At 39.5% G+C, this 23883-nt stretch carries 26 protein-coding genes; 10 read left to right on the forward strand and 16 right to left on the reverse strand.

The window, feature by feature from the left end; all coding sequences use genetic code 11:
• Positions 1-4: 4 nt before the first annotated feature.
• Entirely contained in the window at positions 5-1393 is a 1389-nt protein-coding gene (gene glmM, locus HDF25_RS10680) for a phosphoglucosamine mutase (protein ID WP_184624746.1), read from the reverse strand.
• A gap of 139 nt (positions 1394-1532) precedes the next feature.
• Between glmM and HDF25_RS10685 the strand changes: the two genes are divergently transcribed.
• The 3 genes from HDF25_RS10685 to HDF25_RS10695 are packed head-to-tail and all read left to right on the forward strand — an operon-like array spanning position 1533 to position 3549.
• Complete coding sequence (locus tag HDF25_RS10685; protein ID WP_184624747.1) at positions 1533-2264, forward strand: class I SAM-dependent methyltransferase; 732 nt, start codon at positions 1533-1535, stop codon at positions 2262-2264.
• Positions 2261-2824 (forward strand): phosphatase PAP2 family protein, encoded by a 564-nt coding sequence (locus HDF25_RS10690; RefSeq protein WP_184624748.1) that lies wholly within the window; start codon positions 2261-2263, stop codon positions 2822-2824. Before HDF25_RS10685 ends, HDF25_RS10690 begins: the two co-directional genes overlap by 4 nt.
• Positions 2824-3549 carry a ZIP family metal transporter gene (locus HDF25_RS10695; protein WP_184624749.1) on the forward strand — a complete coding sequence of 242 codons (726 nt, stop codon included), beginning with the start codon at positions 2824-2826 and terminating at the stop codon, positions 3547-3549. Before HDF25_RS10690 ends, HDF25_RS10695 begins: the two co-directional genes overlap by 1 nt.
• On the opposite strand, the gene HDF25_RS10700 is transcribed toward HDF25_RS10695, so the two are convergent.
• The 9 genes from HDF25_RS10700 to HDF25_RS10740 all read right to left on the reverse strand — a co-directional run bounded on the left by HDF25_RS10700 (position 3546) and on the right by HDF25_RS10740 (position 9770).
• Complete coding sequence (locus HDF25_RS10700) at positions 3546-4010, reverse strand: MarR family winged helix-turn-helix transcriptional regulator (RefSeq protein ID WP_184624750.1); 465 nt, start codon at positions 4008-4010, stop codon at positions 3546-3548. The genes HDF25_RS10695 and HDF25_RS10700 overlap by 4 nt on opposite strands.
• Positions 4011-4017: 7 nt before the next feature.
• Positions 4018-4188 carry a DUF5522 domain-containing protein gene (locus HDF25_RS10705; protein WP_184624751.1) on the reverse strand — a complete coding sequence of 57 codons (171 nt, stop codon included), beginning with the start codon at positions 4186-4188 and terminating at the stop codon, positions 4018-4020.
• A complete protein-coding gene (locus HDF25_RS10710) occupies positions 4188-5129 on the reverse strand; it encodes an MBL fold metallo-hydrolase (RefSeq protein WP_184624752.1) in 942 nt (313 codons plus the stop codon). Before HDF25_RS10710 ends, HDF25_RS10705 begins: the two co-directional genes overlap by 1 nt.
• Positions 5130-5723: a dephospho-CoA kinase gene (gene coaE / locus HDF25_RS10715; RefSeq protein ID WP_184624753.1), complete on the reverse strand. Its 594-nt coding sequence runs from the start codon at positions 5721-5723 to the stop codon at positions 5130-5132.
• On the reverse strand, positions 5723-6670 hold the full coding sequence (locus HDF25_RS10720; RefSeq protein WP_184624754.1) for a YbbR-like domain-containing protein: 948 nt from the start codon (positions 6668-6670) through the stop codon (positions 5723-5725). The genes coaE and HDF25_RS10720 overlap by 1 nt, the downstream gene beginning before the upstream one ends.
• Before the next feature lie 227 nt (positions 6671-6897).
• The gene (gene yajC, locus HDF25_RS10725) at positions 6898-7221 is read right to left on the reverse strand and encodes a preprotein translocase subunit YajC (protein ID WP_184624755.1); all 324 of its coding nucleotides are present in this window, start codon (positions 7219-7221) and stop codon (positions 6898-6900) included.
• 19 nt (positions 7222-7240) lie between these two features.
• Positions 7241-7684, reverse strand: a complete 444-nt coding sequence (locus tag HDF25_RS10730; protein ID WP_184624756.1) for a DUF1573 domain-containing protein — start codon at positions 7682-7684, stop codon at positions 7241-7243.
• A gap of 13 nt (positions 7685-7697) precedes the next feature.
• On the reverse strand, positions 7698-8591 hold the full coding sequence (gene nusB, locus HDF25_RS10735; protein WP_260409357.1) for a transcription antitermination factor NusB: 894 nt from the start codon (positions 8589-8591) through the stop codon (positions 7698-7700).
• 90 nt (positions 8592-8681) lie between these two features.
• Positions 8682-9770, reverse strand: coding sequence for a Glu/Leu/Phe/Val family dehydrogenase (locus tag HDF25_RS10740; RefSeq protein ID WP_184624758.1), 1089 nt, complete (start codon positions 9768-9770; stop codon positions 8682-8684).
• A 111-nt stretch (positions 9771-9881) separates the two neighbouring features.
• On the opposite strand from HDF25_RS10740, the gene HDF25_RS10745 reads away from it, so the two are divergent.
• Together HDF25_RS10745 and HDF25_RS10750 are read left to right on the forward strand one after the other, a co-directional pair.
• Positions 9882-11696: an ABC transporter ATP-binding protein gene (locus HDF25_RS10745; protein WP_184624759.1), complete on the forward strand. Its 1815-nt coding sequence runs from the start codon at positions 9882-9884 to the stop codon at positions 11694-11696.
• 153 nt (positions 11697-11849) lie between these two features.
• The gene (locus HDF25_RS10750; protein ID WP_184624760.1) at positions 11850-12176 is read left to right on the forward strand and encodes a DUF3276 family protein; all 327 of its coding nucleotides are present in this window, start codon (positions 11850-11852) and stop codon (positions 12174-12176) included.
• 512 nt (positions 12177-12688) lie between these two features.
• On the opposite strand, the gene HDF25_RS10755 is transcribed toward HDF25_RS10750, so the two are convergent.
• The 4 genes from HDF25_RS10755 to HDF25_RS10770 form a co-directional block, all read right to left on the reverse strand.
• Positions 12689-13099 (reverse strand): OsmC family protein, encoded by a 411-nt coding sequence (locus HDF25_RS10755; protein WP_184624761.1) that lies wholly within the window; start codon positions 13097-13099, stop codon positions 12689-12691.
• A gap of 26 nt (positions 13100-13125) precedes the next feature.
• Positions 13126-14334, reverse strand: coding sequence for an MFS transporter (locus tag HDF25_RS10760; RefSeq protein ID WP_184624762.1), 1209 nt, complete (start codon positions 14332-14334; stop codon positions 13126-13128).
• The gene (locus HDF25_RS10765) at positions 14334-16475 is read right to left on the reverse strand and encodes a S9 family peptidase (protein ID WP_184624763.1); all 2142 of its coding nucleotides are present in this window, start codon (positions 16473-16475) and stop codon (positions 14334-14336) included. Before HDF25_RS10765 ends, HDF25_RS10760 begins: the two co-directional genes overlap by 1 nt.
• A gap of 88 nt (positions 16476-16563) precedes the next feature.
• Positions 16564-16827 (reverse strand): hypothetical protein, encoded by a 264-nt coding sequence (locus HDF25_RS10770; RefSeq protein ID WP_184624764.1) that lies wholly within the window; start codon positions 16825-16827, stop codon positions 16564-16566.
• Positions 16828-17049: 222 nt separating this feature from the next.
• On the opposite strand from HDF25_RS10770, the gene HDF25_RS10775 reads away from it, so the two are divergent.
• The 3 genes from HDF25_RS10775 (at position 17050) to HDF25_RS10785 (ending at position 21341) form a co-directional block, all read left to right on the forward strand.
• Entirely contained in the window at positions 17050-17952 is a 903-nt protein-coding gene (locus HDF25_RS10775; RefSeq protein WP_184624765.1) for a hypothetical protein, read from the forward strand.
• A 245-nt stretch (positions 17953-18197) separates the two neighbouring features.
• Positions 18198-20660: a DUF5686 and carboxypeptidase regulatory-like domain-containing protein gene (locus tag HDF25_RS10780; RefSeq protein ID WP_184624766.1), complete on the forward strand. Its 2463-nt coding sequence runs from the start codon at positions 18198-18200 to the stop codon at positions 20658-20660.
• 201 nt (positions 20661-20861) lie between these two features.
• Positions 20862-21341, forward strand: a complete 480-nt coding sequence (locus tag HDF25_RS10785) for a TlpA family protein disulfide reductase (RefSeq protein ID WP_184624767.1) — start codon at positions 20862-20864, stop codon at positions 21339-21341.
• Positions 21342-21352: 11 nt separating this feature from the next.
• On the opposite strand, the gene HDF25_RS10790 is transcribed toward HDF25_RS10785, so the two are convergent.
• A complete protein-coding gene (locus HDF25_RS10790) occupies positions 21353-21745 on the reverse strand; it encodes a (deoxy)nucleoside triphosphate pyrophosphohydrolase (RefSeq protein WP_184624768.1) in 393 nt (130 codons plus the stop codon).
• A 145-nt stretch (positions 21746-21890) separates the two neighbouring features.
• On the opposite strand from HDF25_RS10790, the gene HDF25_RS10795 reads away from it, so the two are divergent.
• Both HDF25_RS10795 and HDF25_RS10800 read left to right on the forward strand, forming a co-directional pair.
• The gene (locus HDF25_RS10795; RefSeq protein ID WP_184624769.1) at positions 21891-22427 is read left to right on the forward strand and encodes a hypothetical protein; all 537 of its coding nucleotides are present in this window, start codon (positions 21891-21893) and stop codon (positions 22425-22427) included.
• Between the two features lie 135 nt (positions 22428-22562).
• Positions 22563-23348 carry an SDR family oxidoreductase gene (locus HDF25_RS10800; protein ID WP_184624770.1) on the forward strand — a complete coding sequence of 262 codons (786 nt, stop codon included), beginning with the start codon at positions 22563-22565 and terminating at the stop codon, positions 23346-23348.
• Positions 23349-23550: 202 nt separating this feature from the next.
• Here the strand turns inward: HDF25_RS10800 and HDF25_RS10805 are convergent, their stop codons facing one another.
• Positions 23551-23865: a hypothetical protein gene (locus HDF25_RS10805; protein ID WP_184624771.1), complete on the reverse strand. Its 315-nt coding sequence runs from the start codon at positions 23863-23865 to the stop codon at positions 23551-23553.
• Positions 23866-23883 lie beyond the last annotated feature (18 nt).

Below are 23883 nucleotides of genomic sequence, written 5' to 3' on the forward strand. Positions count from 1 at the left end.
TGTATTAATTCAATTTTAAAATTTCTTTGATATCTGATATAATCTTGTTCGCCAGACCTTCAGCTACAGTTTCATTTTCCGCTTCACTATAGATACGTATAATTGGTTCTGTATTTGATCTGCGCAGGTGAACCCACTCATTATCAAACTCTATTTTTAATCCATCAATGGTACTGTTTGGCTGGTTTTTGTACTTCTCCTGTACCTTAATCAACAAAGCATCAATATCCATTTCCGGTGTCAGGGTAATCTTATTCTTAGAAATATGATAATTCGGATAACTGCTTCTCAGCAAAGAAATCGATTTACCGAATTTTGCAAGATGCGTTAAGAATAAAGCAATACCTACCAGTGCATCACGTCCGTAATGCAGTTCAGGATAAATGATTCCTCCGTTTCCTTCACCACCGATGATTGCATTGGTTGCCTTCATCTGGTTTACCACATTGACTTCACCAACTGCAGCAGCATGGTATTCACCACCTACCCTTAAGGTAACGTCTTTTAAAGCTCTGGTTGAAGATAAATTGGAAACAGTATTTCCTACCTGGTTTTTAAGGATATAATCTGCAACTGCAACTAAAGTGTATTCCTCTCCAAACATAGACCCGTCTTCACATACAAAACATAAACGGTCAACATCCGGATCAACTACGATCCCCAGATCAGCCTGTTTACTCTGTACCACTTTCGCAATCTCAGTCAGATTTTCCGGTAATGGTTCCGGATTATGCGGAAACTCCCCGTTAGGCTCACAGTATAGTTCAAATACAGTTTTAACCCCTAAAGCTTTTAATAAGGCAGGAATAAAAATACCACCTGTAGAATTCACACAATCAATAGCGATCTTGAAATTAGCCTGCTTAATCAGTTCAACGTCAACCAGCGGTAAGGCCAGTATCGCATCAATATGTTTCTGCAAATACGAATCATCATAGGTCACTTTCCCCAGGTCATTCACTTCGGCAAAAGAGAAATCAGCTCTTTCAGCGATTTCTAATACTTCTTTACCATTTTCATCATTAATGAACTCACCTTTCTCATTTAAGAGTTTCAATGCATTCCATTGTTTTGGATTATGGCTGGCCGTAAGGATAATTCCTCCTCCTGCTTTTTCCATAGGAACGGCAATTTCAACAGTTGGGGTAGTAGACAGACCTAAATCTATCACTTCAATACCCAGGCCCTGTAAAGTGCCGGTTACTAAATTATTCACCATATCACCCGAGATTCTTGCATCCCGTCCGACTACGATTTTCTTAATGTTCGTATTTTTAATTACCCACGCGCCATAAGCTGCGGTAAATTTCACTATATCAATAGGCGTTAGCCCATTTCCAGCGATTCCGCCGATAGTTCCCCTGATTCCTGAAATAGATTTTATAAGTGTCAATGCTGCGAATTTTGTTCCCCCAAAAATAGTAAAAATTTAAGAGCCTATCATATTAAGCGCCTCTTTAAATTTATTGAATATCCACCCGGTTGCATTCCTAATTACTATATTTGCCCATTATTAAATTAAGACGGTCCTTATGCAGCGAAAATGGTTTCAGTATTGGTTCAATTCTCCTTATTATCATATTCTATACAGTCAGCGGAATGATGCTGAGGCAGAGTTTTTAATTGATAACCTGACCGCCTTTTTAAAACCTGCCCTGCATTCACGGATATTGGATATTGCCTGTGGAAGGGGCCGGCATGCTGTTTATCTGAATAAGAAGGGCTTTGATGTTACGGGAATCGATCTTTCTGAACAGAGTATCAAGTACGCTAAACAATTTGAACAGAAATATCTTCATTTTTTTGTTCATGATATGCGTAAACTGGGCTATATCAACTATTATGATATTGCGATGAACCTGTTCACCAGTTTTGGCTATTTTGATACTGAAAAGGATCATGTCAACGCACTCAAATCTTTCAGAAAAAGTATTAAGGAAGATGGAAAAGTGGTTATTGACTATTTCAATACACAGAAAATAATCAACAATCTTACCCACCGGGAAACAAAAACGGTAGAAGGTATAGATTTTGAGCTGCGCAAATTTGTAGCTGAAGGTAAAATCATCAAACACATTAATTTCGAACATAAGAGTAAAGCCTATGCTTTCGAAGAACGTGTTCAGGCTTTTACATTACAGGACTTTGAACGTATGTTTGAAAAAAGTGGCCTGGCCATCGTCAATATTTTTGGCAGTTATAATCTGGAACCTTTTGACGTGACCCATTCTGACAGGTTAATACTTGTTTGTAAAAAAGTATGATAGAAAGCTTGCATAACTTCGATGTAGAACTCTTTCTAAGAATCCACAGAGGTCTCTCCAATGGCTTTTTAGACTGGTTTCTGCCTTTGATGCGGAACCGTTTTTTCTGGGCACCTCTCTATCTTTTTATTATTATCTTCTGCTTCAGGGAGTATAAAAAAGGCGGATGGTATATTATAGGTGGTGTATTACTGACGTTTGCATTGGGCGATCTGATTTCTTCGCGGTTTATCAAACCATTTGTATCCAGGCTAAGGCCTTGTAATGACCCGGCCCTGGCCAATTATATTATTCACCGGGTTCCCTGTGGAAGCGGGTTCAGTTTTCCCTCTGCCCATGCAACCAATCATTTTGGCATAGCAGTATTTCTGATTATGGTTTTCTATCCGAAATGGAAACCTATTCTTCCTATTGGTCTGGCCTGGGCATTTATTATTTCTTTTGCTCAAATCTATGTGGGCGTACATTATCCTATTGATACCATAGCCGGAGCTGCTCTGGGTACAACTTTAGGATTTCTGGTCTCCTTACTTTATAAAAAACTACAACCAGTGCTTTAATGGAAATTTGGAAATTACTCGTACTATTCTTCTGTGCCTTTTTAGGAGGACTGTCTATCTTTTTAGTAAAGAGTGATAAATCACAATTTCTGAAATTGATACTGTCATTCAGTGGGGCTTATTTATTTGCCATTACGGTATTACATCTTATCCCGGATGCTTACAGCGGTCCCGATCACGCCGAAATTGGTCTTTATATATTAATAGGTTTTCTTCTACAGGTATTTCTTGAGCAGTTTTCTGAAGGTGTAGAACATGGCCATATCCATAAACACAACGATACGCAGATCTTTCCTTATGGAATTATGATCAGTTTATGTCTGCATGCCTTTTTAGAAGGAATGCCATTGGCTGCTGATCAGCATAACGCCTTGATTTTCGGTATTTCTCTGCACCATATCCCAGCCGCTTTTGCCCTGGCAAGCATTCTGATGCAAAACAAATTCAAACCAGCAGGAATCACCTTTTACCTGGCCGTGTTTGCGATCATGGCCCCACTGGGCTTTTGGGTAAGCCATAGTATCAGCACGGGAAGTATTGCTGGTATCGAAGTTTATTTCCATAAAATGATGGGAATTGTGATCGGAATATTTCTACATATCTCGACCACTATTTTATTTGAATCCAGTGTAGATCATAAAGTCTCCAAGCGGAAAATGATGGCCGTTTTACTGGGGATCGGCATAGCACTGATCGGATTTTATACTGCAGGACACAGTCATTAGAGATCCGGATGGCTGCCCCTGGCTTTTTCCAGTAAAAGGATCAGCTGTTTTGCTTCTTCAGTATTGAGGTTACAGGACAGAATACCTGATAAATCCATTTCCCGGTCCATCCTTTTTAACAGGGCCTGGCCCTTCTCATTAATCATAATATCTACTGCCCGTTTGTCATAAGGATTAATCTGTTTGTCTACCAGATCCTTCTGTACCAGACGGTCCACAATCCTGGAAGCATCGCACATTTTATCCAGCATTCTGGATTTCAGCAAATTGATAGTTGAAGGATCAGGATGCTGACCACGCAATATTCTCAATACGTTAAACTGCTGATTGGTAATCTCATAAAGAGAAACGGCCTGTTTCATCTGCTCATTGCACCAGTTGTGTGTAAAGGCGACATTAACCATGGCCTCATGAAACGCACTTTCGTAACGGGGGGCCTTATTTTCTTTCTGCAAAGACATCTCTTCTTTAATTTTCTTTGGTTAAATTGGGTTCATTATCATCATTCTTTTTTTTACCATATTTCCAGGGACAATGCTTACAGCCATTTTTACAGCAGTATCCCCTTTTCAGATGATAAGCCTCTGTAAAGACCATAAGCCCTTGTTCATTAAAATAGAAATCGGCATCCTGTTCCATCAGTTAAGCAATTTAACAGTTAAAATGTTTGAATAATAACTTTTTAGCTGAATTCCACTCCCATGTGTAGTCCAGATCTCTTTAGGTTTCACCTGATCAATGGTATAAATGATATCATCCCAGTCGACATGATCAGATATATACATTTGCAGCTCATTATTATTTTGTAAATGTTTCCATCCCGTAGCAAAAATCCTGATCACATTGACAGCCTTGATATAACTCCGGTAAACCAAAGGGGGAACCAGGTAAATCATATCAGTTTTATTATTTTTCATTACTTTCCGGTCATAGACTTCGTATTTCCCCATATCAATCCCCATTTGCTCGTAAATTTTCACAAAAGGAAGTATACTATGATGAACCAGGATCCTTCGCTGTGGACAAAGATCACTGATCAGTTTAATCAGCCGCTGACTTTTCCCCAAAGCATAAGCACCAAGCATAATATTACTGCTGGTCGTGTTCAGCTTCTGAATCTCTCCTGTCACATCAGGATGTTTGGTATCGGGATTTGCAAAAGTTGTTTCGGTAATCAAAACATCAGCCTGTACAAATTCAATGGGCTCACATGTCGTATCAGGCTGTAGCTTATAATCTCCTGTATACAGGTATTTAATCCCCTGATATTCCATCAGCACCAGGGCCGAACCCAATATATGCCCAGCCGGGATAAAACTAATCTTTACCCCGTTCAGGATAAAAGTCTGATGAAAGGCATAAAGATGAAATTCACCTCCTGCAAATTTCTTATAACGCTGCAACATGAACAACGAGGTTGCTTCAGTACAATATACATTCAAATTACCACCGACCGCATGATCACCATGTGCATGTGAGATTACCGCATCTTTTACCATCTCCTTTGGGTCAAGGTAAAAATTACCGTAAGCGCAATACAGTCCAATTTTAGTTGGCACTAAAAAATCCTCTAATATCATTTATTTTGTAAGGTTTATAAATTGACGGTGTAACTCCAATACCTGGAGAATTACCGGTTGGCTTTCTTCATTTCTGATTAGAAAATCAGCCATTTTAATCTTTTCTTCATCACCGAGCTGTTTGTCCATCCTCGCTTCTACCTCTGCCCTGCTCGCTCCGTCCCGTTCCATGACACGTTGTATCTTAACTTCTTTAGGTGCCGTAACCAGAATATTTTTATCACATAACCGGTAAGAGCCGCTCTCAAATAATAAGGCCGCTTCTTTTAGGGTATAGGGAACATCAGCAGAAATGGTTTCTTCCCAGGTATCAAATGCCCTGAAAACAGCAGGATGAACCAAAGCATTAAGTTTCGCCAGTTCTTCTTTGTTATTGAATACGATTCCGGCGATATGTTTGTTATTCAATTTTCCACCGGTATAACTCTCCTCTCCGAATGTCTTGCTGATCCCTTCCATCAATACCGGATCAGTGACCATAATTTCTTTGGCCACAGTATCTGCATAAAACACGGGGATACCTAATGTTTCAAATATTCTGCAAACAGTACTTTTACCGCTTCCAATACCCCCTGTGATTCCTATCTTCAGCATTATTTTTCTATAATAAAATCAATTTTCACCGGATCGACTTTCACTTTCCTGCAATAATCAGGAAAACGCATCAGCTTAACAGTTAACTGTCCATGGTGTCTTAATTTCCATTCATTCAGATCCACTACCGCTTCAATAAAATCTTCATTAACCTGTTGATAGCTGGACAGGGCAACCATAAAAGTGATCTTTATTTTTTTAGGATAAAGCTTCACATTATAATACTCATTATTATTGATAACCTTCAGTGGTACTTCCAGTGTTTTCTCTGTAAACTCATCGACCGGTAATTTAACTTCAACATTCCCCGGAAATATATTTACATTCTTCAGGACATTTTGTTTCATGGCCACTCTGGTGACAGCAGGGTACTGCATATCATGCAAAGTCAGGGTATCGGTCTTCCACTCCTCAATTTTTTCCAGTTCTTCCTGCGGGCCAGATACAGTTACGTAATCGGGTGTACATTGTATCCGATCAGAAATGCCAAACTGTTTAACAAAAGTAAGGTTAGAAACGAGCTTAACAGGAACTCTTTTCACTGTCCTTTTAGAAAAATCGAAATACAGGGTATCTGGTCTTACAGAGATAATTTTCTGCGAAGTCTCCAGTTGATTATTTACACTGTATAACTGCTCTGAGAAAAGAACAAAATTCCTGTTATTCAGTTTATCCAGGTTAATATTAATAGATTGTGGATTTACACGTAAACGCGCAAATAATAGTTGCCAGCCAGTTCCTTCCACCAGTAGATCCACCGTATCAGACTGCAGTGGATGAAAGGCTTTTTTCTGAGGAAAATTCTTATATATCAGGACAGTTTTGGCCGTATAAACATATTTATTGTTCAACGCCAGAAACAGCCATCCTGCAATTGCCAGAAGCACACAGGTGATCAAAACCAAAAAGCGCTTTCGCTCTATTTTTGTAAGTTTTATGAATGGCATGGCCTAAAGTTAAAACAAAAAAGCCGCACCAGGTAATGGAGCGGCTTAGAATATCTGTTAACGAACTAAGAGCTTGTTTAAAATTCATCTGCTCATTTGTTTTTGCTTCTTTTTAGCTGCAACCTCGTCTTATTCATTTCAGGTAGGAAGGCTACCAGAAATAAATAATCCTTGTTTCGCTTAAAAATAAGCTATAAACAATTTGAGGATCTAAATTTAAACAGGCTCTAAGCTTTAGGCAATTCAGTCGATGCTTTAGTAGCATCCAGGGAGATTGCAGACTTATCAAAACGGATTTTAGTACCGCCTTCAACTTCAATTAAGAAAGTAAGCTCATTCATATCAATGATTTTACCGTGTATTCCTGCTGTAGTAACCACTTTGTCACCTTTTTTCAAATCAGCTACTAATTTCTTGTGGTCCTTAGCTTTTTTAACTTGTGGTCTGATCATGAAGAAATAGAAAACTACCATGATTAATACCATTGGAACCAGGGTACTTAACATACTGCCGCCACCTGCAGCTCCATCTAAAATTACTGTTAATGTCATATTGTTGTGTATTATTTAATTATTTTTTTCCCAGAACCTCACCAATCAGGTGAACTTCTGATGTTGAAGGATTACCATTTGAGGTAACTGTCACTATTTTATCCTGCATTCCCATTTTACCCGCACTGTTAAATACGACTTTAATCACGCCTTCTGCCCCTGGTTTAATTGGTTCATTAGGTTTTTCAGGAATTGTACAACCACAGGTTGCTGTTGCATTGGTAATAATCAAAGGGGTTTTTCCTGTATTTTTGAATTTGAAATCATAATGTACAGATTCTCCCTGAGTGATTTTACCGAAGTTGTACATCCCATTCTCAAAACTAAGTACTGGTGCATCAGGAGAAGCTACAACTGTGTTAGCAGCTTTTGCCGTACTATCAGCTCCAGGTTGAGTAGATTTTGTTTGTTGGCAGGCAGCCAGTGAAGCTGCAGCAAATGCAATTAAAAATATCCTTTTCATTAATTATATTTTTTTATTCTTCAATTAATCCGCGACCGATTTTCTTGATACTATTAGTACGTTTTAAATCGCCTAAAATTTTGTCCAAGATACCGTTAATAAATGAATTACTTTTAGGTGTACTGTAATCTTTTGATAAATCAAGATATTCATTAATAGTTACTTTCACCGGAATTGACGGAAAGTTCATCAGCTCACAGATTGCCATTTTCATCAGGATCGTATCCATTAAGGCAATACGCTCTGATTCCCAGTTTTTAGTACGCTCAGCTATTAATGCCTGGTACTCTGTGTTATTCTTAAGCGTATAGATAAACAGATCTTCCACAAACTTACTATCCTCTTTCCAGTCTGCACTGATAGGTGTCAGTTTATTTTTGAACGGGTCTTCCGAGGTAAAGTTTTTCAGTGTTTTAGCAACCATACCCTGCATAACTTCTTTATCAACCGGCCAGTTAATAAATTTATCTTCAAAGGCCTGGATAATATTCTGGCTTTTAAGGATGATCTTTCTGAAGATAAATTTGATAATCTCTTTTGATCCTTCCAGACTTTCATCTGAATCATTCAGATAAGCAGTATACTCAGGTGTTGATTTCAGTTTATTGTAGATCGTTCTGATGAACTCAGGATCTGCATGCCAGTTAATCTGGTATTTGTTTACAGCCGATTTAAATTCAGGGTTTTCCTGCAGCATAATAATGAATTTATTACGCAGCAATTTTTTGTTGGGATTTAAATCCTCAGCAGTCGGAAAGTGCTTATTTGCTCTTTCAGTTGCATCGACTAAAGTGTATTCCGTAATTTCAGAAAGTAATGCCAGCATTCTGACATACATTTCATAAACATTATCAATACTGTGCATCAATTCTTTCTTTGCAGAAAGTAGATCCTTTTTGTCTGTCATTTGCCACGCAAAAATGTTTTGCAGGACTTTAATTCTTAGGTGCCTTCTATTTAACATGAATGTAAGAACGAGTTGGTAATTTACCGGTTATTAAAATGATGATTTTATTTTTTTGATGTCTATTATTCTTTGTTCTGCAATCCTGTTTGCGGCAAGGATTGTAGGTATATTTTCTGCTTTGGATAACTTGATTACGTTACGTGTAGCATCATAGATATTCTCTGTCAGCTGCATAGTACGTTTTCTGCCGAAACCAGTCAGTTCCGAGTAACAGTTAATCAATCCACCTGCATTAATCAGGTAATCCGGTGCAAAAAGGATATTTTTTTCCAGCAGCAGTTTACCGTGTACCTGCTCATCGGCCAGCTGATTATTAGCAGAACCCGCAATAATCGCAAATTTCATTCTTGGGATAGTCCTGTCATTGACTGTTGCACCCAGTGCACAAGGCGCATAAATATCCACATCCAGACCGAATACTTTATCAGCCTCCACAGGTTTTGCCTTATATTTTCTTGCTACGTGCTGCAAACGTTCTTCGTTAATATCACTGATAAAAACTTCTACGTTTTCATTTCTCAGTAACTGTACCAGTTGTTCTCCAACATTACCGATCCCCTGTACTACCACAGAACGTCCGGCTAGCATGTCCGTACCAAAAACATCTTTAACACAAGCCTTTATACCCAGAAAAACACCTTTAGCTGTAGTCGGGGAAGGATCTCCCATACCACCAATGGATTCAGGAACCCCGGTTACATGTTTGGTTTCCATACTGATGTACTCCATATCTTTGGTTGTCGTACCCACATCCTCGGCTGTGATAAACTCCCCGTTCAGATTTTGGATGAAACGACCAAAACTACGCATCATCGCTTCAGATTTCCCTTTGCGGGAGTCGCCGATGATGACAGCTTTACCGCCACCCAGGTTAAGCCCGGTGATAGCTGCTTTATAGGTCATACTTCTCGATAACCGCAGAACATCTTCCAATGCTTCGGTTTCTGTAGCATAACTCCACATCCTTGTTCCCCCCAAAGCGGGCCCCAATGTAGTGTTATGTATCGCAATAATGGCTTTTAAGCCAGTATCAGGGTCATTGCAAAAAACAACTTTTTTGTGTCCTAAAGCACTTAGTTGATCTAAAATTGAGGTTACCGCAGAACTATTACCAGACATAAGATTTCGTTTATCAGACAGCTCGCAAAACTAAGGATAAAAAACATTATTTACATTGTTTTAACCAAACAGTTTTCAAAAATCAGGTGCAATTGGCTAACTTTACACCACATGAAGCACCTTCGTTTTCTAAATAAACATTTCTATAAATATAAATGGTGGATCATACCGGGGGTGTTTTTCGTTATTATTTCCAATATTTTCAGTGTCATTCCCGCTCAGGTTATTGGTCACGCTTTTAACCTGATCACCGAAAACATCCAGATATACAGGCTGTTTAACGGGTTTGAACGGCAGCAGATTATCTATGATATCTTTAGTTACAGCCTGCTGTACTTCGGTTCCCTGGTATTAATTTTATACCTGGTCCGGGGATTATTTCTCTTTTTCATGCGCCAGACACTTATTTTAATGTCCAGGCATATTGAATTTGACATGAAGAATGAGATCTATGCACATTATCAGAAATTAAGCCTGGGATTTTACCGTCGTAACAATACGGGTGATCTGATGAACAGGGCAACAGAAGATGTGAACAGGGTGAGAATGTATGTTGGCCCGGCCATTATGTATACCATCAATACGCTGGTCCTGTTTCTGCTGATTATTACTTCAATGTATTCTGTGAATGCCAAACTGGCTACTTTCTGTTTGCTTCCACTACCTGTGCTGGTCATCATTATTTATTTTGTAAATACACAGATTAATAATAAAAGTGAACAGATCCAGCAACAGCTTTCCTCGCTGTCAAGTTTTGTACAGGAACGTTTTTCTGGCATCAGGGTGATCAAATCTTATGTAAGAGAAGATCATACCCGTAAAATATTCGCCGAAGAAAGTGCTGCCTATAAACACAGTTCAATGGGCCTTGTCCGTGTGCAGGCACTCTTTTATCCAACTATGCTTCTTCTGGTTGGTCTGAGTACAATTCTGACGGTATATATAGGAGGAGAACAGGTGCTGGACGGCTCTATCACCGCAGGCAATATCGCCGAATTTATCGTCTACGTCAATCAGCTTACTTTCCCGGTAACGATGCTGGGTTGGGTAACAACATTAATACAACGTGCTTCGGCATCGCAGAAAAGAATTAATGAGTTCCTGGAATTACAGCCGGACATCCGTTCGGGTGAAGCAGCAGCTTCACCTGTAAATGGAAATATCCGTTTTGACCAGGTGAGTTTTACTTATCAGGATACTGGTATTAAAGCATTACAAGATATAAGTTTCGATATCAAGGCAGGCCAGTTTGTGGCTATTATCGGGAGAACCGGATCAGGAAAATCGACCCTGGCAAACCTGATTATGCGGATGTACGATGCCGATTCGGGCCAGATTTCGATTGACGGAATCCCGTTAAAAACAGTAAACCTCAATTCTTTCAGAAATCAGGTCGGCTTTGTTCCCCAGGAAGTCTTTCTATTTTCTGATAATATCAAAAATAATATTGCTTTTGGTCTGGATACGGTAACTGACCTGGAAATTGAGACTGCCGCTAAAAATGCTGCTGTTTATCAGAACATCATGGACTTTGAACTGAAATTTGACACCATGCTTGGTGAAAGGGGCATTACGCTTTCAGGCGGACAAAAACAGAGAGTATCGATTGCAAGGGCTTTGATTAAGGAACCTAAAATACTAATCTTTGACGACTGTCTTTCCGCTGTAGATACTAAAACTGAAGAAGAGATTTTAAATAACCTCGGAAATGTCATGAAAGGAAAAACCAGCATACTAATTGCCCACAGGATTTCCACTATCAAAAAAGCAGACAAAATTCTGGTTCTCGAAGAAGGCAGAATTGCCGAGCAAGGTACTCATGATGAATTAATCAATCTCCATGGCATCTATGAAGAAATGTATCATAATCAGCTTCTGGAAGAAGAAACAAGTGTCATTTCACCAATCTCTGAGGGAGATAAGTAAGTTTATACTATAAATTCTGGTAACATCAGCTCAATCGTTACCATTAAAAACAATATATACTCTGATGAAAATAAATCTCTTTGATTTCTATTTTGATCTTTACTGATTATTACTTTATATTTACCCGAACCAAAACCAACAGCAATACCAAACATGGGAGAATTTGACAACAAAGAGAGAGAAGAGGTTTTTTCTAAAAAAGTAAGAGCCGGTAAGAGGACTTATTTTTTCGACGTTAAAGCAACGCGTTCAGGTGATTATTATTTAACTCTTACTGAAAGCAAGAAAAGACTGGAAGACGGTGTATTTGTAAAGCATAAAATCTTCTTATACAAAGAAGATTTTGAGAAGTTTGCTGAAGGACTAAACGAGACCGTTGATTACATCAAGAATCATCAGGAAGTAGTTGAAAAGCGTTATGAATATTCAGAAAATCATGAAGGCGCTGTAAAAGGCAATAACGATGATTATTCATTCTAGCATTTAAGATCTTTTCAAAAGCTCCTTTCAGGGGCTTTTTTTTTGCCCTTTTATTTCCCTCCATGTCTGACATGGATCAGAAACCTGCATTGAACAGCAGGAAAAACCGACAGGATTCCCGTAAAAAACAATCAATTTCCATCCAAAAAATACCCGAAAAGCATTAATCACAAAACACTGATAATCAGTGTACTGTATATACTTTGTTCAGACTTCATTCAGACCTCCTTCAGAGATGGTAAAGACTCCATTCAGTTATTATCGAAGAAACAATGAATCGGATGTGAATAATCTCATGAATAAGTATTTGTAAAGATACTCTTGATCAGCACTTCTACTACATTGTAAACTTAACCGGCCGTGATTATGCCGATTGATTAAAGCCTTTAAATATGTATGACAAGCGGTCTAAAAACCAGTGAGGTTTAGGGGGCAACCTCTCGGATACTAAAAAACCTGATGCCTGAACAACTTTTGGTTGTTCAGGCATCAGGTTTAAACAGTTTGTAAATTTATTTCAAAGTCGCGGTCAGGGAAATTGCGACATTGTAAGCTTTGCTTACCGGACAGTTTTCTTTAGCTCCGGCAGCAATCTGCTGAAATTGTTCTTCAGTAATTCCGGGAATACTGGCTTCAAGAACTAAATCAGACCTTGTAATCACACCATTGTCTAATGTTACACTGGCTTTAGTTTCAAGGGACTCAGGATTAAACCCGGCTTCGGTCAGATCAAGACTCAATTTCATGGTAAAACATCCTGCATGGGCAGCTGCCATGAGTTCTTCAGGATTGGTCCCTACCCCATCAGCAAAACGGCTGTTAAATGAATACTGTGTCTGGTTCAGAACAGTACTGTCAGTGGTCAGATGACCTTTACCTTCTTTGATTGTGCCATTCCAAACGGCTGTTGCATTACGTTTCATATCATTTTTATTTTTTGATAACAGATTTAATTCATTTTATCTCTCAGCATTTTAAATCCTGATGCACAAAGGAGCAGCAATACGATCAGCATAACCCATAGCCAGTTATACCCGTATCTCTCTGCGAGAAAAAACCCTGCCGAAGGGCCTATCACCTGTGAGACAGACCAGCTAAGCGTATAGCCTGCAGCATATTGTCCCCGGTTAAATTCATTGGACCGCTTCATCACGAATGTATTGATAAAAGGAAGTGCAAACATCTCTCCGATGGTAAACAGGATCACAGAAAGGATCGCTACCAATACCGGTGTAATTCCCGGCACCAATAACATAAGGTAAGCAAGCCCAATAAACAATACACCCTTGACTATATAATGAATCGGCGAACGCTTGTTCTCAATTTTGTTGATCATCACCATTTCAAAAAGTGCAATGATTAAACCGTTCGTTCCCAGGATTAAACCTATTTCCATCTCATTGATATGCCATACTTCTTTGTAAAACAAAGGAACAACCCTGAACATCAGATAAAAACAGGTAGTCATCATGGTTGTCAGCAATAAGAACTTAACAAACAAAATATCCTCCCAGGGCTTCTGGACATTCATTCCTTTAATTTTCTCGGCAACAGCCTTACGTGCACCTTTTACAGTGGCCGGCAGCAAAATAAGGATAGCTACGCCCGAAAGAACACTCACAGAGCCGTCTACCACAAAAAGCAACGGATAACTGAAAGAAGCGACAATCCCTCCGATAGCACTTCCCACCGCAAATCCCATATTGGTCGCCAGACGGTTTAAGGAATATGACCGGGTAAGCGTTCCTTCTTTTGCATAAGTTGCTATTGCAGCAAAATTTGCTGGTCTGAATGCCTCCGAGAAGAAACTGATCACCAGCGTCAGTAAACAAAGGGAGTGGAAATGAGTAATAGTGGAATATAATATAAAAAATACTCCTCCTGTAATTGCTGCAATAATCTGTACTGCCCTGAAACCGATCACATCAGTCAGTTTTCCACCAGCGGTTGCACCTGCGATAGAGCCTGCACCAAATAAGGTAATAATTAATCCTGCATCAGAAGGTGGTCTGTGCAGATATTGTGTCATATATAAACTCATAAAGGGGACAGCCATGCTGCTGCTCCTGTTGATGAGCATCACTGTACTTAGTAACCATGTTTGTTTGCTTAGTCCTGAAAAAGAGTTTTTGTAGGTAGTATATATTTTTTTAAGCATTATCTGTATCGTTCAAAAAATTCCATTGTCCTTAACATCTGGTCGGTACGTTGCCTGTTGTTTCCGGATCTTGTGAGTTCATGTGTACCTCCGGGATGTCTGACATACTCCACTTCCCGGCCTAATACCTTCAAGGCTTTATACATCATTTCGGATTGAATGACCCCCGTTCTTAAATCGGTCTCCCCATGAAAAATAATCAGCGGTGTATGAATCTGATCTACATAAGTAAAAGGTGATTCGGCCCGGAGCAATTTACCGGCTTCCTTTTCCCAGGGATAACCACCAAAATATTCAGGCACCAGTCGCCAGGCATTTCCTTCACCAAAAAAGGTAGTCAGATCATAAACTCCCCTCTGCGCACATGCAGCCTTAAATCTGTCTGTGTGTCCAACTATCCAGGCAGTCAGATAACCTGCATAAGAGCCCCCGGTAACGAATTGTTTTGTAGTATCTGCCCAGCCTTCACCAATCGTGAGATCAAGAGCTTTGATGACATCGCGCATCGGCCCTTCGCCCCAGTCCTTGATATTAGCCCGTAAGAATGCCTCACTATACCCTCCAGATCCCCGCGGGTTACTGTAGACAACACCATAACCCAAACCAGTATAATACTGGAATTCATGCCACATACTTGATTCACCTGGTCCCCACATAGCCGAAGGGCCTCCGTGGATCTCTAAGATTACCGGATACTTTTTGCCTGTTTCAATTCCCGCAGGTTTCATGACCCAATATTCGACTTCCATTCCCTGATCATTCATAAAGGTCTTTTTCACCGGAATACTAAGTTTTTTGCCTGCCAGCCAATCTGTATTCAGGTTAGAGATTCTTCTGGATGCTTTATTCTGCAGATCAGCTGCATACACCTCAGAAGGATCTGAACTGTTCATCTTGGAATAAACCAGCTGTGTATTATTCAGATCAAACGAAGTTATTCCGCTATCAAAGCCTGACAAACGGTTCAGGACACGCCCCCCTGGTTTGAAATTATATAAAACATTCCCTCCATTTGAACTGGTCAGAAAATAAAGTTCGTGACTGTCCCTGCTCCAGGTAAAAGAACTCAGATTTCTTTCCAGGGGCACCAGAATCTGTTCTTTAGTACCAAAATTATAGATTTCGGTTTTCCCTACATGGATCCCTTTGGCTGGGCTAAGCACGAAACTCATCCATTTTCCATCAGGAGAAATACTTGTTCCTTCAAAACGCTGACCAGCTTCAGACAGGATCAGTTCCGGTTTTCCTCCATCCATACTGATACGGTAAATAGCAGATTCAATACTTCTGTCAGGATGTATCCCCGGGTTGAGATCGGCATTGACCAGGATATACTGATTATCCGGGCTGATATCTACCAGGTTATAATTATAAAATCCACTTGTTAAAGCTACCGGTGAAGCACTTTTACGATCCAGCGCCAAAGAAAACAACTGTGTAAAAGTCAGTTCAGGATTAGTTGCAGCCTCGCCCTGGAAATCGAGCCGGTTAAAAACCTTTGCTTTTTTTTCTTTTTCATTTTGCTGCAGATAAGCCCTGATCTCTGCCAGGTTACCATCAGCATTTCCTTTTAAAGTATTACTGTAAATCTCCTGAGCAGTAACCCTTGGTTTTTCCAGACTCCACAAAGGTGATTTCTTTCCGGGGTTCAACACAGAATCCTTTTCCATCTCACTGAGAGTCAGTGATGCAGAAAAGACTATGGTTTTACCATCCCTGCTAACGGAAGGATTGGTTACGCCGTAACGAAAATCTGTTAGCTGAGTCGCTTCTCCCCCGTTTAAAGGAAGACTGAATAACTGAGATTTACCTTTTACTAACCGGGTAAAAAACAATTGCTGATGATCTGCCGACCAGCAAAGATCACTGCTGTTTTCTTTCTGGTTTGTAATTGCCCTGGGGGCTGTGCTAAAATCAGCCGGGGCGAGGAACCAGGTCTGCCGGTAATCATATTCACCGGATTGCTCCTCATTGGGTACTATAGCCCTGACATTGTAAACATACCACTTCCCATCAGGAGAAAACTTAACAGCAGAAGCCGTTTTAATCTTATACAGATCACTTACTAAAATTCTGTCCTTGTTCTGGGCAAAAGAATGTAGTGTAAACAGCCATAAAACAACAGTAAAAATAGGTCTCATATTCTTTAGGTTGAAGCCCTAAATTAATGACAAAACCACAATTTTCAACTATTAAAGGTAGACTAAAACCTCTTAGTTTTGCAATATTTTAACTGATCTGTTTCTCGTTTAAGAAAACCCCGTGATATTCGTTCAGAATCAAATCCCTGATCTCCTGGGGGAGATCACTGTCTTCATTAAAACTGAGTCCTAAAGTTTCAGAACTAAGTTTAAAATGATCGTAAATACTTTCGGTATAACTCAAGCCCTTTTGAATAGATTTCAATCCGAAATACAAATAATAATCCTTCTCTACCTGATCTATCAATCTATAAAATAATTCCTGTCTATTCCGGAGGTCAGCAGCTGTCATGTTTATATTTAGTATTCAGCCAAGATACAGTGTACCTCCAAATTTAGCAATAGAAAGAAAGCCGGTGCTTCTATTATGAACGAAAGGAACAGAAAATTATTTCCTGAAAGCGTTTAAACACAGATCTCTGCATAAGTTAAATAATGTTAATTTATTCCAGATATCTGACTGATAAGATAATTTTGACAAGCACGGTAATTTGTCCCCCCTGCTCAACAAAAAATGGATAAAAGAATAGTCCTGAGTTTATTACTCTTCACCAGTCTCACTGGTCTCACTTCCACAGCGCTTTATGCCCAAAAAACAGATCCGGATGCAGATGTAAATTTATGGGTGCAACAACCCGTTAAAATAGACGGGATTTCGAACGAATGGCACGAACCGCTTAACAACTACAATACAGAAACAAAGCTTGCATTTGCACTGGCCAATGACCAGCAAAACCTCTATCTGATTATTGAATCGCTGGATGAAGTCACGACCAGAAAATTACTGACCGGTGGGCTTACACTGGACATTAATACAGCAGGAAAAAAGAAAGATGGGATGAAACTGAATTTCCTGGGTATGAACCAACCGCCTTCTCCTCATGATAAAAATGACACGCTGACTCATCAGACGCCTGATATGGATCATGAGAATGGCCCGGCAATAAATATGATCCAGGTATCCGGCTTTAAAAATATCCCGGATGGCCCCCTGACTATGCCAAATAAGAACGGTATAGAAATAGCAGCATCATTCAATAAACAAAGAGATTATATCTGTGAACTGGCTATTCCTCTCTCGCAGCTTGGTTTAAGAGGTGATGAGGTGAAACCTATTGCTTACAACATCAAAATAAATGCCGGAGTGGATCATCATAGTAAAGCTTCAGGTGATGCCGGGGCTTCAGGCAAAAGTGGCGGTATGAGTGGCGGCGGCGGTGGTGGTATGCGTGGCGGAGGTGGTATGCGCGGTGGTGGTGGTGGAATGGGCGGCGGCGGTGGAAAACATGGCGGAGGTGGTATGGGCGGACGAAATAATAGTTCGGCATCCACAGATAGCCAGGGTTCAAAAGCAGCGGCAGATTTCTGGATTAAATATGAACTGGCCAGACCTACTGATTCTTACCGTGCCAACTAATTTTTATAAATCACCATATATACAATAAATAATGTTTTAGATCGTATTATATCTGAGAGCGTTAATTTAGATTAAGCGGGAATGATCCGGAGGGTTATTCCCGCTTTCCTTTTCCCACAAACCCAGCTCCACTATCAGCCATATCCATCTTCTTTGTCTTTAACTTTTTTTAACTTAACAGAACACAGTACTATTCAAAAATTATAGGCAATTTCGTTTGGTAACCTAAATACCACTCAAACGATATGAAGAAGCTCTTGTTTCTGTTCTGCTCCCTGTTGTTTACAAACCTTGCATTTTCCCAGCAGTTTACGCTTAAAGGGATTACTTCCGATAAAGAAAAAAACATACTTCCTTCCACCAGTGTTTATATTCAAGGCAGCAGTAAAGGCACCTCTGCCAATTCCAATGGTGAGTTCCAGCTCAAACTCGATAAAGGGAAATACAGCCTGGTTTTCAGGGCGGTGGGCTATAAGCAACTGATTAAAGAAGTAGAGATCAGCGGAGATACTGAAATACCCGTGATCATGGAGGCAGAAGTATATCAGCTAAAGGATGTCGCGATTAAGGCCAATGCTGAAGATCCTGCCTATGAAATAATCAGAAATGCCATCAAAAAACGGAAAGAGCATCTAACTGAAGTCAAGGCTTTTTCTTGCGACACTTATATCAAAGGAGTCACTAAACTTAAAAATGCACCAAAGAAATTCCTGGGCAGGAACATACAGGATGACCTCAAAAACATAGGTCTTGACTCTGGTAAAAGAGGAATACTCTATCTGTCCGAATCCGTTTCCAGATTTAATTTTCAACAGCCCGATAAAATCAATGAGGAAATGACTTCTTCAAAAGTCAGCGGCAACAGCAACGGGTTTAGTTTTAATCAGGCAACCGATTTCCTGGTTAGCTTTTACAAGAACATTGTAGACATCAGCAATTTAAGCCGTGTTGGTTTTGTTTCGCCAATTGCCGAGAATGCCATGCTGTTTTACCGTTATAAATTTATTGGAACTTTCAGGGAAGGTAATAACTGGATCAATAAAATACAGGTCATTTCCCGTCGTAAATATGACCAGGTATTTAATGGTTATATCTATATTATTGATGACAGCTGGCGCATCCATAGTACCGACCTGGCTATTACCAACAATTCGATGATCGAAGGAATCGATACCCTTCGCATTAAGCAACAATATATACCTGTTAAAAATGATAAATGGATGCTGGGCCTTCAGCGTTATGATTACACAGGAGGAATATTCGCTTTTAGATTTGAGGGAACCTATACCGGCGTATTCAGTAATTACGATGTGGAGCCCAATTTTCCGCCAAAATTTTTCAATAACAGAATCTTAAAAGTAAATGCAGGAGCCAACAAAAAAGATTCTGCCTATTGGGCAGGGGTCAGACCTATGCTTTTAACTCCGGAAGAAAAAAGGGATTATGTAAAAAAAGACAGCATTAAACTGGTAAGAAGTTCCGATAAATACAAAGATTCGATTGATAGAAAAGCAAATCAACTTAAGCCTTTAAAAATCCTTCTTACAGGTTATACCCATCAGAATACCAAAGAGAAAGAATCCTGGGGTATGAATAGTCCGGTATTAAGTCTGAATTACAATACCATAGAAGGATGGATATATAATCCGGTATTGAATTATAGAAAAACCTTAAAAGACAGCACCAGTCTGAACATTAAAATCAATCCGCGATACGGTTTTGAGAACAAGAAATTAAGTGCAAACGGCAATATTATCTATATGTATAACCTAAAACAAAGGGCTTACCTCGGGGTCAGCGGGGGGACAAGTTATACAGATTTTAATACTGAATATGGAGCTATCCCTCCTTTGTTCAATACCTTCAGCACGCTATTTGCAAAGGATAATATCTTAAAACTGTTTAAAAAGGATTTTGTAAGGATCTATTCTGGAAGAGAGCTAAGCAATGGATTATACCTTTCCGGCAATATAGAATATGCAAACAGGACACCCCTGCTAAATACTTCATTCAGGGCTGCCGGAGATTTTCCGGATAAACAATTTACAGCAAACAATCCATATTCTTTATCCGGAAACGATTATGCTTTTAGTGCCAATAAAGCACTCACACTTGGTCTGAAGCTGAATATTGCTTTTGCACAAAGCTATATTGAACGTCCCGATTTTAATATCAGACAAGGCTCCAGATATCCGAAGCTGGAACTGGAATACCGCAAAGGCGTGAAAGGGATCTTTGATTCAGCTGTAGATTTCGATTATGCAGGGATCCGGGTATTTGACACCAATAAGAAGTTAGGTATTTTAGGCACTTTTAAATATAGTGCAGCCGCAGGTAAATTCTTCAATCGGGACAAAATGTACTATATGGATTTCAAACATTTTGCAGGCAGCGACATTTTCCTCTATACCCAGTTCACTGATGGATTTATGATGCTCAATCCTTATGAATACAGTACAGGAAAGGAATTTTTGGAAGCGCATGCCGAACACAATTTTGGCGGACTATTCCTGAGCAAGATCCCTTTATTCAAAAAGCTAAAACTGGAAGAGGTGATCGGGGTGAATTATCTGACTTCTGATGTAATTAAAAACTATACGGAAGCTTATGTCGGTATACAGCGTTTTGGACTAAGATTCAACCTGGTCAAAACCTTTAATTACAAAAACGGCAACAGCACAGGTTTCAGGGTTTCTGCTGCATTTTAAAGAATATATTTTGGAGATCAGGAAGCCAGTTCATAAAAAACATAAAGCTGAAGACAATAAATAACGTTTTAGGCCGTATTATATCTGAGAGCGTTAATTTAGATAACGGGAACCGTCCGCCTGGATGGTTCCCGTTTCTTTTTCCTTCCATTCAATTACCTTTCCTCCCATTAATTATTATATTTGAATAACATTATATATATGAAAACATATCTGTTAGGCTTTTTAGTCATGTTTCTTTTTTTTAACGCTGCCGGCCAGACCCCAGCTGCAACAGTTCCTGATTTTCAATTTTACAAAGCTGACGGGAAAGCGTTTAACAGATCCCAGATTACCAGCAACAGGAAATCTCTTTTTGTATTTTTTGACGCTACTTGCAGTCACTGTCAGAAAACGATGCTTCAACTTTCAAAACGATATGCTGAACTTGACAAGTTAAATATCTACCTGGTTTCTCTTGATCAGCATGTAACGATGAATGACTTCATGAGTCATTATGGCAAAAATCTGATTGGTAAGAAAAATGTATTATTACTGGAAGACAGGGATCATGTATTCATCCCTTTGTTTCAACCTTCAAAATATCCATCATTGTTTTTATATTCTCCTAAAAACACCCTTTTATTTAATACCAGCGGAGATACACAAATTCCTGAGCTTTTCGTGGCTGTAAAAAAATAGGTCCTGCGTATTTAAGCCCTCAGGCTTTCAAGATAATATTGTACAACAGGGATATCCGCCTCTGCCCAATCCAGTTTTTTTAAATCTTCAGGAAGAAGCCATAAAAAGGCTGCATGTTCTGTTAAATTGATTTCTCCCCCGATCAGTACACATTGAAAAGGAAGGAGACGGATAATCCGATCCCCCTGATCATAAATGGAAACTGGTAACGGATTGAGTATTTTTATATCTACCCCTAATTCCTCCCTGATCTCCCGGTACAAACAAGCCTCAGCACTTTCACCAGGCTCTACTTTACCTCCCGGAAACTCCCATTTTAAAGGCAAATGCATTACTGCACTTCTTTGTGTAACTAAAACTTGTCCATTATAGTCTGTTATCAGTGCACAGGATACATCAATCATGGTACTAAAATAAGTACAATATTCACGTTACTTCTATAAATTTTAATGATTCATCGGTGAATACACCCTCCTGGCAGACTCCTGGCCAGGACAATGAATAGTGGCACCTGGTTTGTTCATCACTGTATATCAATCAAATACACAAATGAAAAGATTAATTTTAGCTGTAATCATCGGAGTAGCTTCGTTAAGCAGCATTAACGCCAATGCACAAATTAGCCTGAGTATAAATATTGGCTCTCAACCTACATGGGGTCCTACAGGATATAATCATGTCGAAAATTATTACTTACCAGATATTGATGCCTATTATAATGTCCCTGCTAAAATGTACACCTACCAGGTTAACGGACAATGGGTAAATAGAAATACATTACCATCAAGATACAGCGGATATGATTTATACAGTGGTTATAAAGTAGTGATCAACAGGCCAAAACCTTATATGAACCATGCCCAGGACGTCAGACAATACAGTAAATTCAAAAATTACCGTGGGAAACAAGAGATGATCAGGGATAATCGTGATAAAAGATACGATGAATCGAGAAAAAACATAGGATCCCGTCCGAATGAAAGAGACCATAACAATGGTAGGGGTAATAATGGTAACGGAAGAGGTAATGGTAAGGACGGACGTGATCAGAACAATGGAAGAGATCACAGAGATAACAGAAATTAGGTTCACACAACAACACACAATACACACCGTAAAAGCGCTGGCCCTTTGAAGCCAGCGTTTTTGCGTTAACAGCTTCTTATATTGATTTTATATTTATATTGAGGAAATTATTCATAACCGTAGAAATTACACACCATGAACCTGTCTTTAACAAATAAATATGCAGTAATCTGTGGAAGCACACAAGGTATTGGATTAGCTACTGCTGTTATTCTGGCTCGTTTAGGAGCTAACTGCATCCTGATCGCAAGAAATGAGGATGCATTAATTAAGGCACTCAAAGACTTACCAGTCACAGAAGGCCAGCAACACGCTTATGGCGTGGCTGATTTCACAGATCCTTCAGGTTTAGCTCTGGTTATACAGGATATTGTCTCCCGGACACCAATAGAAATCCTGATTAATAACAGCGGGGGGCCTAAACCAGGACCTATTACCGAAGCTACGGCAACAGACTTCAGTCAGGCTTTTAATCAGCATTTGATTTGTAATCAGTTATTAGTTAATGCCGTCTTACCAGGGATGAAATCCCGTGGTTATGGCCGGATTATTAATATCGTTTCTACTTCAGTAAAAACTCCCTTGCCAAATCTTGGAGTATCTAATACAATCCGGGCCGCAGTTGCTTCCTGGGCAAAAACTCTTTCTAATGAAATTGGCCAGTACAATATTACAGTAAATAATGTACTCCCTGGACTAACAGCTACCACGCGTTACGATAAACTGGTTGAGAGTATTTCAGGCAGTACGAATACTTCTGCAGCTGAAGTGGAACAGGGACTGATTAATACTGTCCCTATGAGAAGAATAGGTAACGCCGAAGAAATCGGGAATGTGATCGCTTTCCTTGCCTCTCCTGCGGCTTCGTATGTTACGGGTACCAGTATCCCGGTAGACGGTGGAAGAACACCTGCTATTTAAACACTGACCAGCAAGATATTAACATAGTAATCAACAATTATTGTGAATAAGTACATCATATTATCCACAATAGTCCACATTAAACAGAGTGTAATCAACAAGTTATAAACATCGGCTGTGGATAAAATAATATATACCACAAAAAAGGGTGCATCAATATGATACACCCTCCCCCTTTTATGATGATTCTGTGTTATATTTATTATTGAACCACTACACCATCTTTGTTGATTTTAATAAAAGCTTTTTCGGTGCCTTTTTTAACATCAATCTGATAGTATTGGGATTTGTCAGCAGCGGTTACCAAAAAGGCCGTTGTAGCTGTCCAGTCCTTATAGGCATCTGCTTTTAAAGTCGCAGTAACCGGGGCCGGAAGTTCTTCCAATTTAACAGGTACTTTTTGTGTACTGTCTGCTGATATAGTTAAAGTTAACGGAGTTTTAGTTTCCGCTGCTTTTACTGTAGATATTCCTGTGAATGTTAATAATGCTGCTGCAGCTAAGATGTAAGTTTTCATAACAATTTGTTTTATTCT

This window comes from Pedobacter cryoconitis, from assembly GCF_014207135.1.
Classification (GTDB): domain Bacteria; phylum Bacteroidota; class Bacteroidia; order Sphingobacteriales; family Sphingobacteriaceae; genus Pedobacter; species Pedobacter cryoconitis_D.